At 39.9% G+C, this 19,808-nt stretch carries 17 protein-coding genes; 15 read left to right on the top strand and 2 right to left on the bottom strand.

Translation table 11 applies throughout. The features are described 5' to 3' along the window. The first annotated feature begins 136 nt into the window (after positions 1 to 136). The gene (locus tag J7338_RS03985) at positions 137 to 976 is read left to right on the top strand and encodes a 23S rRNA (adenine(2030)-N(6))-methyltransferase RlmJ (RefSeq protein WP_210796058.1); all 840 of its coding nucleotides are present in this window, start codon (positions 137 to 139) and stop codon (positions 974 to 976) included. Positions 977 to 1,016: 40 nt separating this feature from the next. Here J7338_RS03985 and J7338_RS03980 read toward each other — a convergent pair whose 3' ends face one another. Together J7338_RS03980 and J7338_RS03975 are read right to left on the bottom strand one after the other, a co-directional pair. Then, on the bottom strand, positions 1,017 to 1,832 hold the full coding sequence (locus J7338_RS03980) for an META domain-containing protein (RefSeq protein WP_210795845.1): 816 nt from the start codon (positions 1,830 to 1,832) through the stop codon (positions 1,017 to 1,019). A gap of 138 nt (positions 1,833 to 1,970) precedes the next feature. After that, entirely contained in the window at positions 1,971 to 2,537 is a 567-nt protein-coding gene (locus J7338_RS03975; protein ID WP_210795843.1) for a PhnA domain-containing protein, read from the bottom strand. 259 nt (positions 2,538 to 2,796) lie between these two features. Between J7338_RS03975 and J7338_RS03970 the strand changes: the two genes are divergently transcribed. The 14 genes from J7338_RS03970 to J7338_RS03905 all read left to right on the top strand — a co-directional run bounded on the left by J7338_RS03970 (position 2,797) and on the right by J7338_RS03905 (position 19,756). Beyond that, on the top strand, positions 2,797 to 4,071 hold the full coding sequence (locus J7338_RS03970; protein WP_210795841.1) for an EAL and HDOD domain-containing protein: 1,275 nt from the start codon (positions 2,797 to 2,799) through the stop codon (positions 4,069 to 4,071). 47 nt (positions 4,072 to 4,118) lie between these two features. Beyond that, positions 4,119 to 4,727: a paraquat-inducible protein A gene (locus J7338_RS03965; protein ID WP_210795839.1), complete on the top strand. Its 609-nt coding sequence runs from the start codon at positions 4,119 to 4,121 to the stop codon at positions 4,725 to 4,727. A gap of 77 nt (positions 4,728 to 4,804) precedes the next feature. Further along, a complete protein-coding gene (locus tag J7338_RS03960) occupies positions 4,805 to 5,179 on the top strand; it encodes a hypothetical protein (protein WP_210795837.1) in 375 nt (124 codons plus the stop codon). Between the two features lie 86 nt (positions 5,180 to 5,265). Further along, on the top strand, positions 5,266 to 6,591 hold the full coding sequence (locus J7338_RS03955; protein ID WP_210795835.1) for a TolC family protein: 1,326 nt from the start codon (positions 5,266 to 5,268) through the stop codon (positions 6,589 to 6,591). After that, entirely contained in the window at positions 6,581 to 8,326 is a 1,746-nt protein-coding gene (locus tag J7338_RS03950) for an efflux RND transporter periplasmic adaptor subunit (protein ID WP_210795832.1), read from the top strand. The genes J7338_RS03955 and J7338_RS03950 overlap by 11 nt, the downstream gene beginning before the upstream one ends. An 8-nt stretch (positions 8,327 to 8,334) precedes the next feature. Next, positions 8,335 to 11,451 (top strand): efflux RND transporter permease subunit, encoded by a 3,117-nt coding sequence (locus tag J7338_RS03945; protein ID WP_210795830.1) that lies wholly within the window; start codon positions 8,335 to 8,337, stop codon positions 11,449 to 11,451. Between the two features lie 252 nt (positions 11,452 to 11,703). Further along, a complete protein-coding gene (locus tag J7338_RS03940; RefSeq protein ID WP_210795828.1) occupies positions 11,704 to 12,234 on the top strand; it encodes a hypothetical protein in 531 nt (176 codons plus the stop codon). A 118-nt stretch (positions 12,235 to 12,352) separates the two neighbouring features. Continuing rightward, on the top strand, positions 12,353 to 12,577 hold the full coding sequence (locus tag J7338_RS03935; RefSeq protein WP_210795826.1) for a hypothetical protein: 225 nt from the start codon (positions 12,353 to 12,355) through the stop codon (positions 12,575 to 12,577). A 331-nt stretch (positions 12,578 to 12,908) separates the two neighbouring features. Then, positions 12,909 to 13,340, top strand: a complete 432-nt coding sequence (tnpA, locus tag J7338_RS03930; protein ID WP_210795824.1) for an IS200/IS605 family transposase — start codon at positions 12,909 to 12,911, stop codon at positions 13,338 to 13,340. 98 nt (positions 13,341 to 13,438) lie between these two features. Continuing rightward, positions 13,439 to 13,765 carry a hypothetical protein gene (locus tag J7338_RS03925; RefSeq protein WP_210795822.1) on the top strand — a complete coding sequence of 109 codons (327 nt, stop codon included), beginning with the start codon at positions 13,439 to 13,441 and terminating at the stop codon, positions 13,763 to 13,765. 23 nt (positions 13,766 to 13,788) lie between these two features. Next, entirely contained in the window at positions 13,789 to 14,148 is a 360-nt protein-coding gene (locus J7338_RS03920) for a hypothetical protein (RefSeq protein WP_210795821.1), read from the top strand. Positions 14,149 to 14,189: 41 nt separating this feature from the next. Next, positions 14,190 to 14,633 (top strand): hypothetical protein, encoded by a 444-nt coding sequence (locus tag J7338_RS03915; RefSeq protein WP_210795819.1) that lies wholly within the window; start codon positions 14,190 to 14,192, stop codon positions 14,631 to 14,633. 4 nt (positions 14,634 to 14,637) lie between these two features. Continuing rightward, positions 14,638 to 19,401, top strand: coding sequence for an RHS repeat domain-containing protein (locus tag J7338_RS20750; protein ID WP_228732918.1), 4,764 nt, complete (start codon positions 14,638 to 14,640; stop codon positions 19,399 to 19,401). 1 nt (position 19,402) lies between these two features. Beyond that, positions 19,403 to 19,756, top strand: coding sequence for a hypothetical protein (locus J7338_RS03905; RefSeq protein ID WP_210795817.1), 354 nt, complete (start codon positions 19,403 to 19,405; stop codon positions 19,754 to 19,756). The last annotated feature ends 52 nt before the right edge of the window (positions 19,757 to 19,808 follow it).

The following is a 19,808-nucleotide window of genomic DNA, read 5'->3' as shown; positions in this document are numbered from 1 at the left end:
TGTTAATAAGCTGTTCAGGCTAGCGACTAATTTGTTCATAAGTGGTTCACTTAATGGCCAGCAATTTATGACCCTTGGCGTTTTATGTTGTAGAATATAACTAACTTCAATGAGTTTATTTAAGCGAAATTATATTATGCTCAGTTACAGACACTCATTTCATGCTGGAAACCCAGCCGATGTCGTTAAACATTTGGTATTAGCTCAGGTATTAAGTTACCAGACGCTCAAAGATAAGCCATTGGACTATATCGATACTCACTCAGGAGCTGGCTTTTTTGAATTAGCCAGTGCTGATGCACAAAAAACGCAAGAATACCTAAATGGCATTGCTAAGCTTTATCAACATCGCAGTGAGCATCAGGAACTAAATGATTATATTGATTTAATTAAATCATTTAATGACACAGAACAATTAGCTTTTTATCCGGGTTCGCCGAAAATCGCAGAGCACTTCTTGCGTCGCCAAGATAAAGGTTGGTTTTTTGAGCTACATCCGCGAGATTTAGCATTACTACAAGAAAACATGAGCGGTAAGCGCTCTATCCGTGTTCGCGGCGAGGATGGCTTTACGGGCCTCGTGGGGTTATTACCACCCGCTTCGCGCAGAGCATGTGTACTCATTGATCCACCTTATGAAATTAAAGACGATTACGACACTGTGGTAAAAACATTAACGAAGGCTTATCAACGCTTTGCTACTGGCACTTACATGATTTGGTATCCTGTGGTCGACAGAGAGCGGATTGAGCGTATGGAAGAGGGGTTGATTGCTTCAGGTATGCGTAACATTCAGTTATTTGAATTGGCGACTGAAGGTGATACTGAGGTGCATGGCATGACTGCATCGGGGATGATAGTGATTAATCCACCGTGGAAGTTAAAACAAACTATGGATAAGGTGTTACCTGAGCTAGTTAACTTATTAAGCGATTCATCAGGTTTTTATCGCAGCGAGCAATTAGTTGCCGAATAAACATTGAAACGCCCAGGTCACTGGGCGTTTAATTACAGAGTTAATTAAAGTACACGGCTTTAAAAGTTGCCAATACTTTACCTTGCTTATCTTTTAAGGTGAGTGATTCACCATTAATATCCCACGTCGCAGTATTTTCTAGTACGCCAGACATTGCAGCTTCTTGTTCCATCCCCTGAGAGCACATTTTTCTAGTGCTAGCTTGCGGGCTGAATGTCAGTGTCTGTTGATCTGCTTGATAACTACCAGCAAAATTATTGCAGCCTAAAAAGCCATGGCTTTTGTTATCTTTACTAAATTGAATAAAGGGTTCTTTTGTTTCAACAGTGACTTGCACGCCATTTAAAGTGACTGCTTTGAAATAGGTATTCACCAAATCGACATTTGGTTTTGGTGCTGCAACTTTAGACACTACGACTTCATAAGGTGCTTGTTGTGATTGCTCAAATGGATTGTTATGTGTAGTGCTTACATATAATAGTTGGTCTTGATTGGTGATCCGTGCCATCACACTATAGCGATGACGTTGCTGCATTTTGCTCGCGTCGTAGCTAAGTTCTACCGTATAAGGCGGAGCGCTATTGATATCAACAGTTTGTTGACTAATTATTTCCGCTTCAGTATCCATCTTTGACACATCAGCTAAAGTCACAGTAAGTTGTGAGCTAGGAGGTAACATGCTGCGATCAAGGTAGCTAACTTGAATTGTTAAAGTGGCCATAGCTGTATCTTTATTAGTTTGTTTAGTCTGTGGAGCTGCTAGGCGCTCACACCCGTTAAGTACCATTGCACTGCTGGCCAATAAACTAATGCTGGCAATCGATTTTAAAACTGAATAAGGTTTGTTCGATAGCATGGTTTATTCCTTGAAATAAATAGAGCGGTTGATTTTTAATCTATGGGTAGTTTACAGCGCGATTACTTAATCATAGCTTAATTGTATTTAGGAACAAAAAAAGGCGCATAAATGCACCTTTTTTAGGCTGAGAGATATTTACTTCTTCACAAACTTGGTCAAAATAACAATGCGCTGACCGTCAACACGCCCTTCTATATGTTCAGGGTTGCTGGTTAAACCTATATTACGCACAGCAGTACCACGTTTAGCCGTTAAGCTACTGCCTTTAACATCTAAATCTTTTATAAGTGTGACTGTATCACCGGCTTGCAGTACTACGCCGTTGCTATCAACATGTTTAATATCATCATTTTCAGCAAGAACTTTTTTAGCCCATGCTAGTGTATCTTCTTCAAGATAGATCATATCTAGCGCATCTTGTGCCCAGCCATTATCAGCAGCTAAACGGGTTAGCATACGATACGCCACCACTTGTACCGCAGGTGTTTGGCTCCACATGCTATCGTTTAAGCAATGCCAATGAGTAGGGATAATATCAGTGGTGGCTTCAACTTGCTCTTTACACGTTTGGCAGGTATAAATACATTTATCTGAATGAGCTTCAGTGACTGGTGGCACTTCGTATACAGAAAGGTTTTCAGTTGCAGTACATAACTCACATTGGTTATTACTGCGTTCAACTAAGGCTTGTTCAATGCTCATATCAAGGCTCTTTTGGGGGTTAACAGAAAAGTAAGCTGTTATTATACTCAATCATCAGTCAAATTAGAACTTATCCATTATTTTAGTGTGGGTATAGTGAAAAGTTTGGTTTTACAGGTCGTTTGCAGACATTCAGTAAAAGGAGCATTATTGCTTATTCTTAAGTTTAGGCAAGGCGCAAAAACCTTACTATACTGAGTACATAAAATAACAACAATTTAGCTGGCATGAGTCACTATAGTTATTAGCAGGAAATAATATGCTTGATACGCAAATAACCGCCAAGGTGCCAAAACTTGTTACACAATACATTGCCAGGCAGCCAATTTTTGATGCTGAAACAGGCATTTATGCATACGAATTACTGTATCGAGATTCGATAAATAACGCGTTTCCTGTTGGTACAACAGATGGTCAGGCTACTGGGCGGCTGTTTTTTAACGCTTTAATGCTGATTGGCATCAATAAACTTACTGCGAACCAACGCGCTTTTATAAATCTTTCTTCAGATGCCTTGTTAGATGATTTTCCTAAATTATTGCAACCCGATAGCGCAGTTATAGAAATTGTTGAACGAGCCGACAACATTGATAAAGTGACCAATCGTGTAACGGCTCTAAAAAAAGATGGCTATACTTTTGCTCTTGATGATTATGATGGCGATGAAAAATGGGATCCATTATTACATTTAGTTGACTATATAAAGCTTGAAGTTGAAGAGCCCATCATTAAAACCAATATGCTGTTAAAAAAGCTTAAACGCCGTTTTCCTGATGTAAAAATTATCGTTGAACGAATTGAAACACACGAACAATTTATGCTGCTAAAAAGTGCCGGCTGCGATTACTTTCAAGGCTTCTTTTTCGCGCGTCCAGAAATGCTCAGCTACCGTAATGTTGAACCATCTAAATTTGCTGTTTTTGATTTGTTGCGTTGTACGTCGCGCCCAGATCTCGATTTTGATGAAGTCCACAAGCGGGTAGCGAAAGACGTCGGTTTGACTGCCCGTATTCTTAAATTAGTGAATGCACGCTCTGGTAACCAAAATTTAGTGATCACCTCTATTTCACAAGCGGTTATTTATTTAGGTGAAGATGCAATTCGTCAATTTGTAAGAGTGTTGGCGCTTAGTGAGCTAGGGGTTGATAAACCTAGTGAACTAACTAAGTTGGGGTTAACTCGTGCGCATTTCATGCAGTTAATGCTAGAGCCTGGTGGTAAGGAAATGTCTCAGCGTGGTTACTTAGTTGGCTTGATGTCAGTGCTCGATGCTATTTTAAATATGGAACTGGATGTTATCGCAAAAGAGTTTTGTTTAGGCGATGATTTATCGAGTGCACTGCTTAATTTTAACGGTATGTTAGGTGCTACTTTACAGTTAGCTCGCGCGGTAGAAGAAGATAATTGGCCATTAGCGGCTAAATTGTTAGAAACCATACGCCCAGCTTCTCCCATTGATATTGTTTATAATGCCATGCTTGTAGCACGCCAATACGGCGATGAGGTTTTAGCCTCAATTATTGAAGACGTTTAATACCTTGAGTATGATGCATCATCATCAATATACTTTAAAAGACGACGATGCGTTTATTACTGCCGATCACGACTATTTTAATTGCTCTGGCGTTGTTATTACCTGGTGTTACTCAGCCTGTGCTAACCCTTGAGGGGAAAATTGATAAATCAAAGCTCGCTAAAACGGGCATTGCTATGATTGCTGATGAAGGTGACCGTAATACCCGCAATATGTTAATGATGGCATCGAGCATGTTGGGCCTTGATAAACTCGAAGGTGAAATTAGTGCTTATAAAAAAACACGAAGCATTTGGGGTACGGTTAACGAACTTGCCAATAATAAAAATTACCTAGTCGCAGCATTAGTAGCATTGTTTTCAATTGTGGTGCCAGCTTTAAAACTGTTGATGCAATTAGCTTATTGTTTAATACCGATGAACAAATTTAAGCATATACTCGGTCAAGTTATACAAGGCTTGAGTAAATGGAGCATGGTAGATGTATTTGTGATTGCTTTGATTGTGGCTTACCTTGCTGGTAACGCCGATAGCCAGATGGGGGAACTGATCAACATGCATGCCGAATTTGGTACAGGTTTTTGGTACTTTACCGGTTATTGCTTATTTGCCATCGCCGCCAGCAGCTTAATTAAAGTTACGCCAAAAAATAGTTAAATGTTTGTGTTAACTAAATCGTTATCATAAACTCCGCTAGAATAGAACCTAGAACCTAATTTATAAAAGGCACTTTTTTGCAACGCATTTATATTAGTTTATTCACAGTCGTTTTATTGCTCACTTTAGTGGGTCAAGCGGTTGCGTCTGTAACTATGAGTTGTGATATGCCACACATGAGTCAACCACATGCAACTATGGCTGATAGTAGTGATATGCATCACGACATGTCTGCGGGTATGATGAACATGGATTGTTGTGACGATGACGATGACGCAAGCGCTAATCAAGAGTGTGGTTGTCCAATGAGCGCCTGCAGTACTCACTCAATGTTAAACATGAGTGTGTTAGTTACCGTTATACTGACAACGTCTGAAAAAGTACAACTTTATATCCCGCAAAATCAACATCGTATAGCCAGTTCACTGTATCGCCCTCCTATGCCTGCTTAATTGCAGGATAGGTGCGTCTAAAATTTACCTAAATCACCTTTTCTGCCCCTAAATTTAGTTGTCTTTTAATTTTAGTGGAGTAAGTGATGAATCACTTCGCAGTACTTAAAAGCAGTTTTTTAGCGCTTATGCTAACAACTGCAATTCCAGCACACAGTAATGAATTAAGCCTTGACGAAGCGCTCAGCTATGCACTTGATAATGAGCCATGGCTAACCGCCAGCAAATATCAACAAGCTGCTATACAAGCACAAAGTTTAGCGGCAGGCACACTGCCGGATCCAGTATTAACGGTGGGCTTAATGAATTTACCCACCGACGGTTTTGCTTTTGACCAAGAAGGCATGACCCAATTAAAAGTTGGCGTGAGCCAAATGTTTAGCCGTGGCGATAGCTTAGCGCTTAAGCAGCATGCGTTAGCGCAGTCGGCGCAGCAATATCCTTGGCTACGAGCCGACAGACTCGCTCAAGTAAAAACCATTGTTATTGAATCTTGGCTCAATGCATATCGTGCCCAGCAAAGTATTGCGTTAATTGAGCAAGATAAAGCATTGTTCTCGCAACTTATTGATATTACTGAATCGAGTTATGCCAGCTCAGTAGGTAACACCCGCCAACAAGATATTATTCGAGCACAGCTAGAGTTAACCCGCCTTGAAGATAAATTAGTGGTGTTAGAGCAGCAGTTCGAAAGCGCGAAAAAGCGTTTATCGCAATGGTTACCAATCAACATGTTAACTCAGCCTGTTAGCGCAAAACGTCATGATATAGCGCCTTTAGTTGATTTTGCGCAGCTTGAATTTGCACAGTTGATGCCATTATTAATGGCGCACCCAGCGATTGTCGCGATTGATAAAACCGTAGCGGCTAAACAAACAGAAGTTGAGGTGGCAAAACAAGGCTATAAACCGCAGTTTGGGGTAAATGTGGGCTATGGTTATCGCGATGATACGCCAATGGGGGATTCCCGAGCGGATCTGTTTTCAGTTGGTGTGAGTGTTGATTTACCACTATTTACTGATAACCGCCAAGACCAACAAGTTAATGCGGCGATAGCTATGGCTGAGGCGGTGAAAACTCAAAAACTAATTGCATTACAAAAGCTAAAAGGGATGTATTTTAAAGAGTTTAGTCAGTTGCCCCAATTAGCAAAGCGTGATGCACTTTATCAAACTAAATTATTGCCACAAATGGCAGAGCAAGCACAAGCCACATTAAATGCTTATACCCGTGATGACGGTGACTTTTCAGAAGTAATGCGCGCCCGAATCAGCGAACTGAATGCCAAAATTGATGCGTTAAACATAGAGATTGATCAACAAATTATTATTGCTCGCCTGAATTATTACGCTAGTAGCAAAGATGCTGCTGTGATGGTTGAGCAATTAGCAGGAAAGCACAGTGAACACTAATTTAAAATTGCTTATCGCCGTACTTATAGGTGCAGGAATATCTGCTAGTGGCTTGTATTTTTTCGGTAATAGTACAGAGCCTGAGGTGATCAGCGCAGAGAAAAAACCATTATATTGGGTTGCGCCTATGGATAGTAATTATCGCCGTGATGCACCAGGGCTTTCACCAATGGGGATGGACTTAGTACCTGTGTATAGTGAAGGAGCTGACAACAATCAAGATGGTCCCGGTGCAGTGACAATTTCCCCTGCTGTTGTTAATAATTTAGGGGTTAGAACGGCTAAAGTACAGCTCAAGGCACTGCAAAGTGAAGTGAAAACGGTGGGCTACGTACAATACAATCAAGATCAGTTAGTGCATATTCACCCGCGTGTAGAAGGCTGGATAGAAACGCTGTACGTTAAAGCCGCTGGCGATCAGGTAAAACAAGGGGAACCGCTGTATACCTTATATTCTCCGCAACTGGTAAATGCTCAAGAAGAATTTGTACTGGCTGTTGATCGTAATAACACCGTGCTTATTCGTGCAGCCAAAGCGCGCTTAAAAGCATTGAATGTGTCGGATGGTTTTGTCGAGCGCCTACAAGTTAATAAAAAGGTGATGCAAAATATTACCTTCTATGCTCGCCAAAGTGGTGTGGTTGATGAACTTAATGTGCGCGAAGGTTTTTATGTCAAGCCAGGCACCTCAATGATGAGTATTGCTCAACTTGATGAAGTTTGGGTAGAAGCCGAGGTATTCGAACGCCAAGCACAACTAATTGAAGTGGGTTTACCGGTTACTATGACCCTTGATTATATTGCCGGACAAAGCTGGCGCGGTAAGGTCGATTATATTTACCCAACATTGGATGCCAAAAACCGTACTTTACGGGTGCGTTTACGCTTTAATAACCAAGATCACCAACTAAAACCGAATATGTTTGCGCAAGTAAGCATTCATGCAAAAGCTGCTGAGCAACAACTTATAGTACCTAAAGAAGCGGTGATCCGCACCGGTTCCCAAGACCGTGTTGTTATCGCTTTAGGCGAAGGACGCTTTAAATCGGTGGCAGTCGAACTGGGCCGCAGTGATAGCCATAACGCCGTTATTTTAGCGGGCGTTGAAGCCGATGATGAAGTGGTGACGTCAGCGCAATTCTTGTTAGATTCAGAATCCAGCAAAAGCTCTGATTTTAAGCGCATGCAAACACCAGAAGCTATCACTAGTGTGTGGGGCAAAGGAGTCGTTAATAGTGTAATGACAGGTCACCGTATGGTGAATATCAGCCATGACCCAATTGAAGAGCTCGATTGGCCTAGTATGAAAATGGACTTTACGGTTGCCGATAGCGTTGATTTTCAAGCGCTACAAGCTGGGCAAACACTGCATTTTGAGTTGACTAAAAAAGCCGATAGCAGTTACATGATTAGCGGTATTCATATTATGGATTCCACCCATATGATGAGCGAAGCACAAAATATGGCGACCGTAACCGGTACTATCAACAGCATTGATAAAGCCCAGCGCACTGCCAATATTAGCCGTGGGGCAATTGAAAAATGGCACCGGGATCCGGCCACTATGGACTTTATGTTTGCTGAACATATTGATTTAAGTAGCCTTGAGCCGAAGCAACAGCTGACATTTACTTTTAGTGTGCAAGATGGTGAGTTCGTGATCCAGCGTATCGATACTGAATCAAGCATGCGAACTAGTGACAATAGCGCCATGTCATCGCATAACGGACATTAGGAGGCTTTATGATAGCAGCAGTTATTCGTTGGTCCGTTACCAATCGCTTTTTTGTATTATTGCTAACAGCAATACTCATTGGCAGTGGTTTATTTGCGGTAAAAAATACCCCAGTTGATGCCTTACCTGATTTATCCGATGTGCAGGTGATTGTAAAAACCTCATACCCAGGGCAAGCGCCACAGGTGGTGCAAGATCAGGTTACTTTCCCACTTACCACCGCGATGCTCTCAGTACCCGGGGCGCAAACGGTACGTGGTTTTTCATTTTTTGGTGATTCCTACGTATATGTCATCTTTGATGAAAACACCGATCTTTACTGGGCACGAAGCCGAGTGCAAGAGTATTTAAGTCAAGTAGCAAGCCGCTTGCCCGACAGCGCAACCGCAGAGCTGGGCCCCGATGCCACCGGTGTTGGTTGGATTTATTTATACGCGCTGGTGGATAAAACCAACCAGCACGACATTAGCCAGTTACGCAGCTTGCAAGATTGGTTTTTAAAGTTTGAATTGCAAACCGTACCTGGCGTGTCAGAGGTTGCTTCTGTGGGCGGCATGGTTAAGCAATATCAAGTCAATGTAGAGCCAGATAAGCTGCGTGCTTATGGCATACCACTGAGTTTAATTCAAACCGCAATTAAGCAAGGTAACCAAGAAATGGGCGCTTCGGTGGTGGAAATGGCCGAAGCCGAATACATGGTAACCAGCACCGGTTATATAAAAAGCGTCGCTGATTTAGAGGCAATTCCACTTGGGGTGAATGCCAACGGCACACCGCTGCAATTACGCGATGTAGCCGATATTCGCCTTGGGCCACAAATGCGCCGTGGCATTGCTGAGCTAAACGGCGAGGGCGAAGTAGCTGGTGGCGTAGTGGTGATGCGCTATGGCGAAAACGCACAAAAAACCATAGAGCTGGTGAAAGCAAAACTTGAATCACTCAGCAAAGGCTTACCCGATGGGGTAGAAATTGTGCCTGTGTATGACCGCTCTAATTTGATCAAAAATGCCGTGGATAACCTCACCAGCAAACTGCTTGAAGAGTTAGTGGTGGTGGCGCTTATTTGTATTGTGTTTTTGTTTCATGTGCGCTCATCCTTAGTGGCAATTATCACTTTACCGCTGGGAATATTAACGGCATTTATCATCATGTATTGGCAAGGCATAAACGCCAATATAATGTCGCTGGGTGGTATTGCAATCGCCATTGGCGCGATGACCGACGGCGCGATTGTAATGATCGAAAACATGCATAAACACATGGAAAAAACGCCACTAACCGATGAAAACCGCTGGCAAGTGGTCACCGATGCTGCCAGTGAAGTTGGCCCAGCGCTGTTTTTTAGCTTGCTGATTATTACCGTGAGCTTTATGCCAGTGTTTATTTTAGAAGCCCAAGAAGGCCGGATGTTTGCTCCGTTAGCGTACACTAAAACCTATGCCATGGCCGCATCTGCAGGATTAGCTATCACTTTAGTACCTGTATTAATGGGTTACTTTATACGCGGCAAAGTTATTTCTGAGCAAAACAACCCAGTAAACCGCTTGCTAGTGAATGCTTACAAGCCGCTGCTGAACACGGTTTTGCGGTTCCCTAAAATGACTTTAGCACTGGCTGTGGTGGTGGCGGTGATAGGCTTTTATCCGGTCAATAAAATTGGCAGTGAGTTTATTCCACCGCTGGATGAAGGCGATTTAATGTATATGCCGACGACTTATCCTGGTTTATCGATTGGGAAAGCACGAGAGATTTTACAACAAACCGATAAACTCATCGCCACAGTGCCAGAGGTGTTAACCGTATTTGGTAAAGTCGGCCGGGCAGAAACAGCAACCGATCCTGCGCCACTGACCATGATTGAAACCTTTATTCAGCTCAAGCCAAAAGATCAGTGGCGCGAAGGCATGACCTTAGACAAATTGAAAAAACAACTCGACGGCTTAGTGAAGTTTCCAGGCCTGACTAATGCATGGGTGATGCCGATCAAAACTCGTATTGATATGCTGGCAACTGGGATTAAAACCCCTGTGGGCATTAAAGTTGCGGGACCAAATTTGAGCGAGATTCAAAAAATTGGCCAGCAGATTGAAGTGTTACTTAAAGATGTACCCGGCACGGCTTCCGTTTACTCTGAGCGAGTAGCGGGTGGGCGTTATATAAAGGTCGATATCAACCGTGAAAAAGCCGCCCGTTACAGCTTAAATATTGCCGATGTGCAGCAAGTGGTTGCCACCGCAATTGGCGGCATGAATGTAACCGAAACGGTCGAAGGTCAAGAGCGTTACCCGGTAAACTTACGTTATCCGCAAGACTATCGGGATTCGCCCGAAGAACTGATGCTATTGCCAATAGTCACCCCAGCAGGGCAACGCATTGCTCTTGCCGATGTGGCTGACGTATTTATTGAAGATGGTCCGCCGGGCATAAAAAGCGAAAATGCCCGCTTAAACGGCTGGAGCTTTATTGATATTGATGGCATTGATATTGGTAGTTATGTCGACAATGCGCGCAAAGTGCTTGACGAAAAACTAGTGCTACCAGCAGGTTATTCAATAACCTGGACAGGGCAATATGAATACATGGAACGTGCGAAAGCCAAGCTCGCCTATGTGTTGCCACTCACGTTAGCGATTATTATTGTGTTGTTGTACCTCAACTTTCGAAGCTTTGTAGAAGTGGCAATTATAATAGCAACCTTACCGCTGGCGATGATCGGCGGCATCTGGCTCATGTACTTAGAAGGCTTTAACCTCTCAGTTGCCGTGGGAGTGGGCTTTATTGCCCTTGCTGGGGTCGCGGTGGAAATTGGCGTCATTATGCTGGTGTACTTAAATCAAGCCTACCAAGAAAAGTGTGCTCAAGCCAAGCTAGCAGGTACAACGCTTAGTTTTGCAGAGCTTAAACAAGCCATAATCGAAGGTGCAGGCCTGCGAGTACGCCCAGTGATGATGACAGTCGCCACTATTATTATCGGTTTGCTCCCCGTGCTTTACGGCACAGGCACCGGCAGTGAAGTAATGAGCCGCATTGCCGCGCCGATGGTCGGCGGTATGTTTAGTGCGATTGTGTTAACCTTGATAGTGCTACCCGCAGTGTATTTGCTCTGGCGAAAGCGGGATCTGTGAAGCAGATAATAAAAAGGAGTGGGCTAACTACCTGACTCCTTTATTCTAATACTTTAATTTATTATTTTTATGCTGGGGAAAGTGTTAAATATAAAAGGATGTTCGAAAAAGCGGACTATGAACTAGTGCTTAATGCTGTATTGTAAATTGGAATATTTACAAATCGTATTTCTTTCTTTATAATTCCGTCGCTTTGTTAGACTCATCCTTCAATAGGCATGATTTCCAATATAGTTCACGGATCGAATAAAGGTGAGTTTTTTAAAAAAAATAATAATTTTATCTCTTCTAATGCTTTTAGGGTGTCAAACCCTTAACACAACACCAATTGAGGTAAATATATCGCAAGAAGTTACTTTTTCCGGTAAAGGAGCTGGTGCAGGAATCGCACTTATGTCTGCAATGGGACCTTCAGGTTTAGCTATTGGGGTAGCTATCGATATTGGTATTGGGAAAAAAATTCAATCAACTATTAATTATCAAAACCTTGAAAGTCGGTTTGCATCATTAATCATTCAGCATAATACCCTTCAATTACAAAACAAAAAAATTCAATTATTGAAAATTAATAAACTCAAGTTTCAATCAGTTTCTGGAGAAAAAGACCCAACAGTAGTCATAATTGATGGCAGTATTACTTTTATTAACGGTGAAATTCACGTATTTGAAAATACAAAAACTGAAAATAACATCTCTCTACCTTTAGAAAACCTTAAAACAAAAAACCATGTAACTGACGAGCTAATCATCTCTACTCTCAATGATTACTTATCAAAAATATAAACTAAAAGGATACTTATGAAAATTTTAATTTGTATCACTTTAATATTCGCTACATTTACTGTAGCTGCAGGGGAAACGTCATCAAGTAAAATAACTTTATGTGAATGGAAGTTGGGTTATGGCTGAAGTTGATATAACAATGCTTAATGGTAATAACTTCCCTGAACAATGTGCAAGTTCTAGTTGGGTTGCTATAACACCATCTGAACTAGGGTACGAAATTATTACCAGTACGTTAATGCTTGCGTATGCTGCTAATAAAAGTGTTTCTTTTTATGTTACGGGTTGTTCAGGGCAAAATCAAAGTAGTAAAAGAATTACCAGTATATGGGTAAATGATTAAAGTATTAATTAAAAAGGAAATTATCGAATGAAATTTAGAATTATCTTGCCACTTCTAATCTCAATTTTGTAAAGCGTTATATAGCAGCTTGCTTTAGCACAAACTACACAGTAAAACGTAACCTTTTGGTTTGATATCGACACAGATAAAAGTTGTAGTAAAGGTGATTGGGTCAATCTATATAAAAACCATGGCCTCTATCATTTTAAGCTAGGTGATTAATTAAACATTGATAAACCCCCAGCTCAGCTGGGGTGACTCGCATAGGTTTGACCGTGACAACGGTAGGGGTATCTTCTTTGCTCGACCAAAAGTAAAGAGGAAATAACCTATGCGAGACTATAAGAGTTTGCCTCATACTCGTTGGGATTGTAAATACCATATTGTATTTATTCCCAAAAAGAGACAAAAGTTGATTTACGGAGCGATTAGGAAGCACTTAGGTGAGACGTTTCATGAATTAGCTAAAAGGAAAGGGGTAATAATTGAAGAAGGGCATTTAATGAAAGATCACGTTCATATGTGTTTGAGTATACCTCCAAAATTTGCAGTTTCTAATGTTGTCGGTTATTTGAAAGGAAAAAGCGCAATTTCGATAGCAAAAAACTTCCGAGGGCGACAACGAAATTTCAATGGGGAAAACTTTTGGGCTCGAGGTTATTTTGTATCGACAGTTGGTTTAGATGAAAATATGGTTATAGATTATATTCGAAACCAAGAAAAGGATGATGAACACCGAGATCAATTAAAGTTTCAAGTGTAGTACGCCTTGGGCGTTTTCTTTAGCCCTTTGAGGGCGTAATCAAATAAGCCTCCGGCTTTGCCGGAGGTCAGTTAACTAATAATAAGGTAGATGAATAAATGATAAAAAACATAATTGCGATTTTGATGACACTCACTTTTTTTAGTACTCAGGCTGTAGCAACAGTAGGGCAAACTGTTGACCAAATATTTTATTGTGGTGATGATTTTGCAATTCATACAGATGCAGGAAATTGGTATGTAGTACTAAAATCGGTCGTGGGTGAAAAGAAGCAGGATCATTTTTTATCTATGGCGATGTTTTCAATGGCAACAGGTAGTAAAACAGCGCAATTTTTTCCTGGTGATCCACTAAGCAATTGGTGCGGTAACAAAAATTTTTTACCAATTACCTCCTTCAGTATTAAAACTGATAGCCCTAAATAAATTATCATAAAGAGATTTTTATAATGAATATTTTAAGTAAATTATTACTAGTAAGTTTTCTTTTTTTACTTCCAAGTACAGTTAAAGCTGCATGGCTTAATTCAACTGGCGAAATTGAAACGCTGACTTTGTATAACCAAAACCAAATTTTAGTGAAATTAAAAGGTAACAATGGAGCCCCTGTAGCTGCCTGTAGTAATAAAGAACACTTTATAATACCAGCCTCATACACAGAAGAGTCTCGTAATAGAATGTATAGCACTTTATTAGCTGCAAAAATGGCGGGTGTACCAGCATCAATAGCATACAGTGAAGTTGATAATTGTGATGCTTGGGGTGCCACTCCAAATGTTTACAGAAAAATAACGCGAATAATGTTTTAAGGATTAACTATGAAACACCCAAAATTTATCCGTGAGGGACTATGAAAAAAATATTAATGCTAATGTTACTTTTTACAGGAACATTAAAAGCAGGAACTACATGGATACCGATTAGTAATGGCGGTAATTTTATCATAATTCCGTTTATTCCTAGTGAAAAATATAACCAACCGAGTAATGTGACTCTAGTGAAACTTTCAAATGGTGTCACCATAACTTGGAATGATATTCAGCATGCAAGTAAATATCGTGTTGAAGGATTAGATAGTAACGGTAATTGGGTTTTGCTAAGGGAAGTTGATTCTAATTCAGTCACATTTTCGCCTCTACCAGTTGGTATTTCGAGCATTAGGATTATGGCGTGTAGCTATACCTCTTGTAATAACAGTGGGCTTTGGAGTAATAGCGTGGCTTTGAAAAAACAAATAATATTTATACACACGGATTTGCTTGGTAGTCCAGTTGTTGAGACAAAAGGAGAATAATTTAATGGAAAATGGCTCTACTCAGTTACAGCAAATCGTAAAGGAACTCATTATGAACTGCATTAGAAAAAGTAATTTAATCTTGTTTACATTGCTTTTTATAAATCAATACTCAATAGCTTCAGAGAAAGATTATCAAGGCTCAAAAGATATTTACTCCAAAACGGTGCAGCAACAGTCAACTGGTGAAATAATTAATTATCTCAGTGGTAAGTTAAGTTATGAAACGGTTGATGCAGTTATACCAGGAAGTCGTGGTATGGATATTATTATTTCTCGAAGTCACAACTTAAATGAACGTGTTTTAGGTTACCAAGCTACTGTAGGTTCTATGGTTAATTGGCATTTTGAAATTCCACGCATTGTTATTCCTACCACTCCGTGGGGAATTACTTCGGGTTGGCAGCCAGAAGAGTTTGATAATATCATTGACGTTACTAGAACTACTCGCACGGGTATTTGTAATGATCCTTATCCAGGAGATGGACGGGCCTCGCAAAAAAATACTGGTATGCCAATAGCCAAAAAATATTGGGCTGGAATGCAATTGAAAATTCCAGGACAACCAGCTCAAAATTTACTAAAAAATACAGATACTAGTTCTCGATATCCAGCTAATACAAAGTGGGTAACAACTTCTGACTGGGTAGTTTCATGTACCTCTAATGGCGAAGGTTTTATTGTAAAGTCACCTCAAGGGATTACTTACACAATGGATGTAATGCGTGCATTTTATAATTATACAGGGCTTTTATATCAATGGAATGAACCTGGAAATAACACGTTATTTGCATCGAAAATTGAAGACCTACATAACAATAAAATAACTTACAGTTATGAAACTGGTAATGGTTTTTATGAAATTAGGGACAGAAATGGTTACTTAAGAACGAAATATAAACTACCAGTATACTCGACAAAACTAACTAAAATTACTCGTAATGATGCTGCTGGGGAACAAATAGTTAATTTTGATTATAAAGATAGTGCTGGTTTTGGAGGTTCAATTGATACTATTAGTATCAATGGTCGGGAGTGGAATTATAAGTATAAATTGGATGACCATGTTGGAAAGCTAGAACATTATCTAGAGGAAGTTATTAATCCTGATGGCACTACTTGGAAATATAAATATGAAGGTGAAAAATCATATAGAGATGAAGACCCAGGTATTGTTCCTCAATTTGAAGGCCCTAACTTATTAACTCAAGTAAAACTTCCTTCGGGAGGGACAATTGATTATGCGTATAAAGTGTTTAATAAGCTTAAAAATGATCCTTACGACACAAATATTCGCCTTCATACCCGTCTAACTAAAAATGCCGTAAAAACAGTTGATAATTGGGTATTTAATTATCAGAATCATTCAAATAATACTGTTAAAGTTACCGTTACAAAGGGCTTGGATTCAGAGTCTCATATTTATAAAAATGATAAATCATTTCAACATGGGCAGTTAATTAGTCAAGAATTTAAACGTAATACTGACTCGAAAAAAATTAATTATACTTATGAGAAATTAGCAGAGATCGGTGAATTCACATTTCTGGATTATCCGAAAGATATACCTGATTCTTTAACAACAAAAGTAAAATTGGTTAAAAAGGAGATCATTCAAGATGGAAATACTTACACAACAGATTATTTAGAGCATGATATTTATGGAAAGCCCAAAAAAATAAAAGAAGTATTTGCAGGGAAAACTAAGTTTACAAAATTAAGTTATTATAACAATTTATCTAACTGGCTAATAGGATTACCTAAAATCACTTCTGTGTCAGAGACAGATGTAGATGAAAAATATCAAGTAGTTTCTGAGATTAGTTACCACAACGCTTATACATCAGCTGGTCTATACAATAACTTAGGCCTTCCTTATGAGCAGAAGAGCTTTGGTGTTTGGAAAAAACGCTTTACGAAATATACCGATCACGGAGAATTAGAGAGAGTAGAATTTAACTCTCTAAAAACTGCAGGCGTTGGAAACCGCTTCATCGAGTATAAAGATTATAACCGTGGGCAACCTCAATTAATTACAGTTCCATCTCGTTATAAAGGTACTACAATAAGCATGAGTCAGGCTGTAGATAATAACGGCTGGATAAAAAGTAGTACAGACTATAACGATGTTACTACTCATTATCTATACGATGCTCAGGGTAATATTAAATCGATTGATTTAGAAAACGATACAGGAGACACGAAAAGCTGGGCAGATACACTTTATACTTGGGCTACTAACGCTAATGGCACTCTAACTCGCACTGTACAGTCGTGTGAACTCAGCGATGACGGTGAAACTTGCGCAGGTGATGTGAGATTCACACAGACTGAAACTTATGATGGCCTTCTACGTTTAACCAGTTTATCTAAATCAGATGGTGCTAATACGTATTACCAAAGCTATGGCTATGATAAAAATAATCAACAAATTTGTTCATCTTATTGGAGTGACAGTTTAAGCAGTTGTAACAGTCAAACAAAAGGAATCAATAAAACGTTTGATTTTATCAATCGACTTACAACAATATCAACAAGTGGGCTGGGGACTGTTAATTATAAATATCTAGCAGGTAATAAAATACAGCTTACTGACGCTGAACATAATACTACCACCACAAAATATCAAGCATTTGGTTCACCAAGTTATGAACGTGCAATTGACATTAAATCTCCCGAGAGTGTAACTACAACAATTGAGATTGATGTATTTGGCTTAACTCACTCGATTGCGCAACAAGGGTTAACTAAAGCTGGGGCATTTAAAACAATCACAGAAAATCGCTATTACGATGACTACAAGCAATTATGTTTAACAACCCGTCCAGATGTGGGTAATACACTTTATAAGCATAATGCTTTAGGTAAGCTAGTTTGGAGCAAAGCAGGTGTCACAAACACCAAATGTAGCGCAACTCAACCAGCTTTGAGCACCTCTTTTAGCTACGATAATTTAGGCGAACTTCAAACAATTAACTATCCAGATAATTCAGGCGATGTGACTTATGAGCGAGACAATAATGGTAATGTTAAAACGCTAACTGCGGGTAATGTAATTCATCGCTACGAGTATAATAACCAGAACCTGTTGGAAGAAGAGCAGCTATACATTGACACTCAATTACCATTAACGTTGAAGTATACCTATAATGACCTACAGCAACGTAGCATGATTAGCTACCCTGATGGCACGGTCGTAAATTTCAAACCTAATAGTTTCGGTGAACCAACAGAAGCCCAAACTTATAACGGTACAATCGTTGCATTAAGCTTTGCCAAAAGTGCTACATATTATGCAAATGGTTTGTTGAACTCATTTACATATGGTAACGGCGTAAAACATGAAACAACAATACATAGCGATAGCTTACTACCTAAGCAGCTAAAAGATACAGGCCCAAGTGGCAGTAACCTACCTAGTACAGTTATGTCATTGACTTATGATTACGATAATAATGCAAATGTAACTTCAATTAATGATGGGCAAAACAGCGCATATAGTTTAACGGATTTACAGTATGATGGCCTAGACCGTTTAACCAGTACCACAGGAGGCTCAGGAATTGGTTCAAGTAGCTTACGTTATGACGGTTTTGGCAATATCACTTATTATAAAAATAAGGGGAAAACACTTAACTATACGTATGACTACGCTAAAAACCGTTTATCTAAAGTAACAGGCGTAAGTGGTCGTTATGGCTCTATTCGGTATGATGGCCGCGGAAATATAGAATATAATGGTGTATACAGTTTAGATTTTAATGCGGCCAACCAACTTACCACTGCAAAAGGCAATAGTTATCTCTACGATGGCCATAACCGCCGAGTAAAACAAACTGATGCCAGTGGCACCAGTTATTCAATGTATAGCCAAGATGGTATGCTGCTATATAGAGAAAAAGGAAGCACCATAACAGGCAACGGTACTAACTATATTTACTTAGGTAAAAAACTGATTGCCAAGTACGGTAACGTTACACCGCAAAGTGTAGATAAAAGTCGTCAACACAGTCGCCCATTTGGTGAAACAATAGAAGCTCCCAAAGATGATGTAGGGTACACAGGACATAAATTCGACACTGACTTAGGGTTGAGTTATATGCAGGCACGATATTATGATCCAGTTATTGGGCGGTTTTATTCGAATGATCCGATAGGATTCCGTGATGTTCACAGCTTTAATCGCTATGCTTACGCTAATAATAATCCTTATAAATATGTTGATCCTACTGGCCAGTACGTTGAGTCTGCGTGGGATGCTGCAAGTTTAAGTGTTGGTTTATATTCATTAGGAAATAACTTATGGAATGGTAATTTCGGAGCCGCAGGCATTGACGCACTAGGGGTTGCTGCTGATGGTGTAGCGCTTGCTCTTCCAATTGTACCGGGTGGTGCCGGAATGGCAATTAGTGCTTCAAGGCAAGGTGCTGAAGCTGTCTCAAAGTATGAGGTTGGTGCTTTTAATGATTTAAGTAAACGATCAGCTGTTGGCGACAAACTGGATATACATCATGCCGCTCAAAAGCACCCAGCAAGTCAAGTTATTGATGGGTATGACCCTAAAACTGCACCGTCAATCGCTGTTCCTGCCCGGGAGCATAGACGTATACCTACTATAAAAGGCGGCTATGAAGGAAATGCAAGAGGGTTACTGGCTAAGGATATTAAAGATTTACGACAACATACAAATGCACCCAATAGTGCATTACAAAATTTGATTCGTTTGAATAAAGAAAGTTACCCTAGTGCATTTATAAAAGGTAAGTAATATGAATAGTGAACAGTTTATCTCAATTATAAAAAAAGTAGTTAGAGAAAGCGCAATTGAAGATACTATCGAAAACTTAGAAGATCCTCCTGGGAGGCGAGTTTCAGAAAATGAGAGGCATCGTTCTGACTGGTTTAATAGTTTATCTTCTGATTCTAGAATAAATGTAGAGAGTATTATTGCAGATGCAGTAGATGAAGCTCTATTTGGCCTCCTTTCTGTAATTGATGGTGCTAGAGCTATCGAAGATGGGGAAAACAAAGGTAAGCTGATTTTGACTCATAAAAAACAGCAAGAGAAAGTTTTAAACGACCCGGATAAAATAGGTCTTCATGATTTGTATAAGGCGAATTAAATAAAAACTCTATTTTCTATTTTAATCCCAAAGCCCCTTACGGGGTAATGTG

Origin of the sequence: Pseudoalteromonas ostreae, assembly GCF_018069805.1 — a bacterium.
GTDB classification, from domain to species: domain Bacteria; phylum Pseudomonadota; class Gammaproteobacteria; order Enterobacterales; family Alteromonadaceae; genus Pseudoalteromonas; species Pseudoalteromonas ostreae.
The sequence above is the reverse complement of the archived record's forward strand: the minus strand, read 5'-3'. Positions and strand labels throughout refer to the sequence as shown.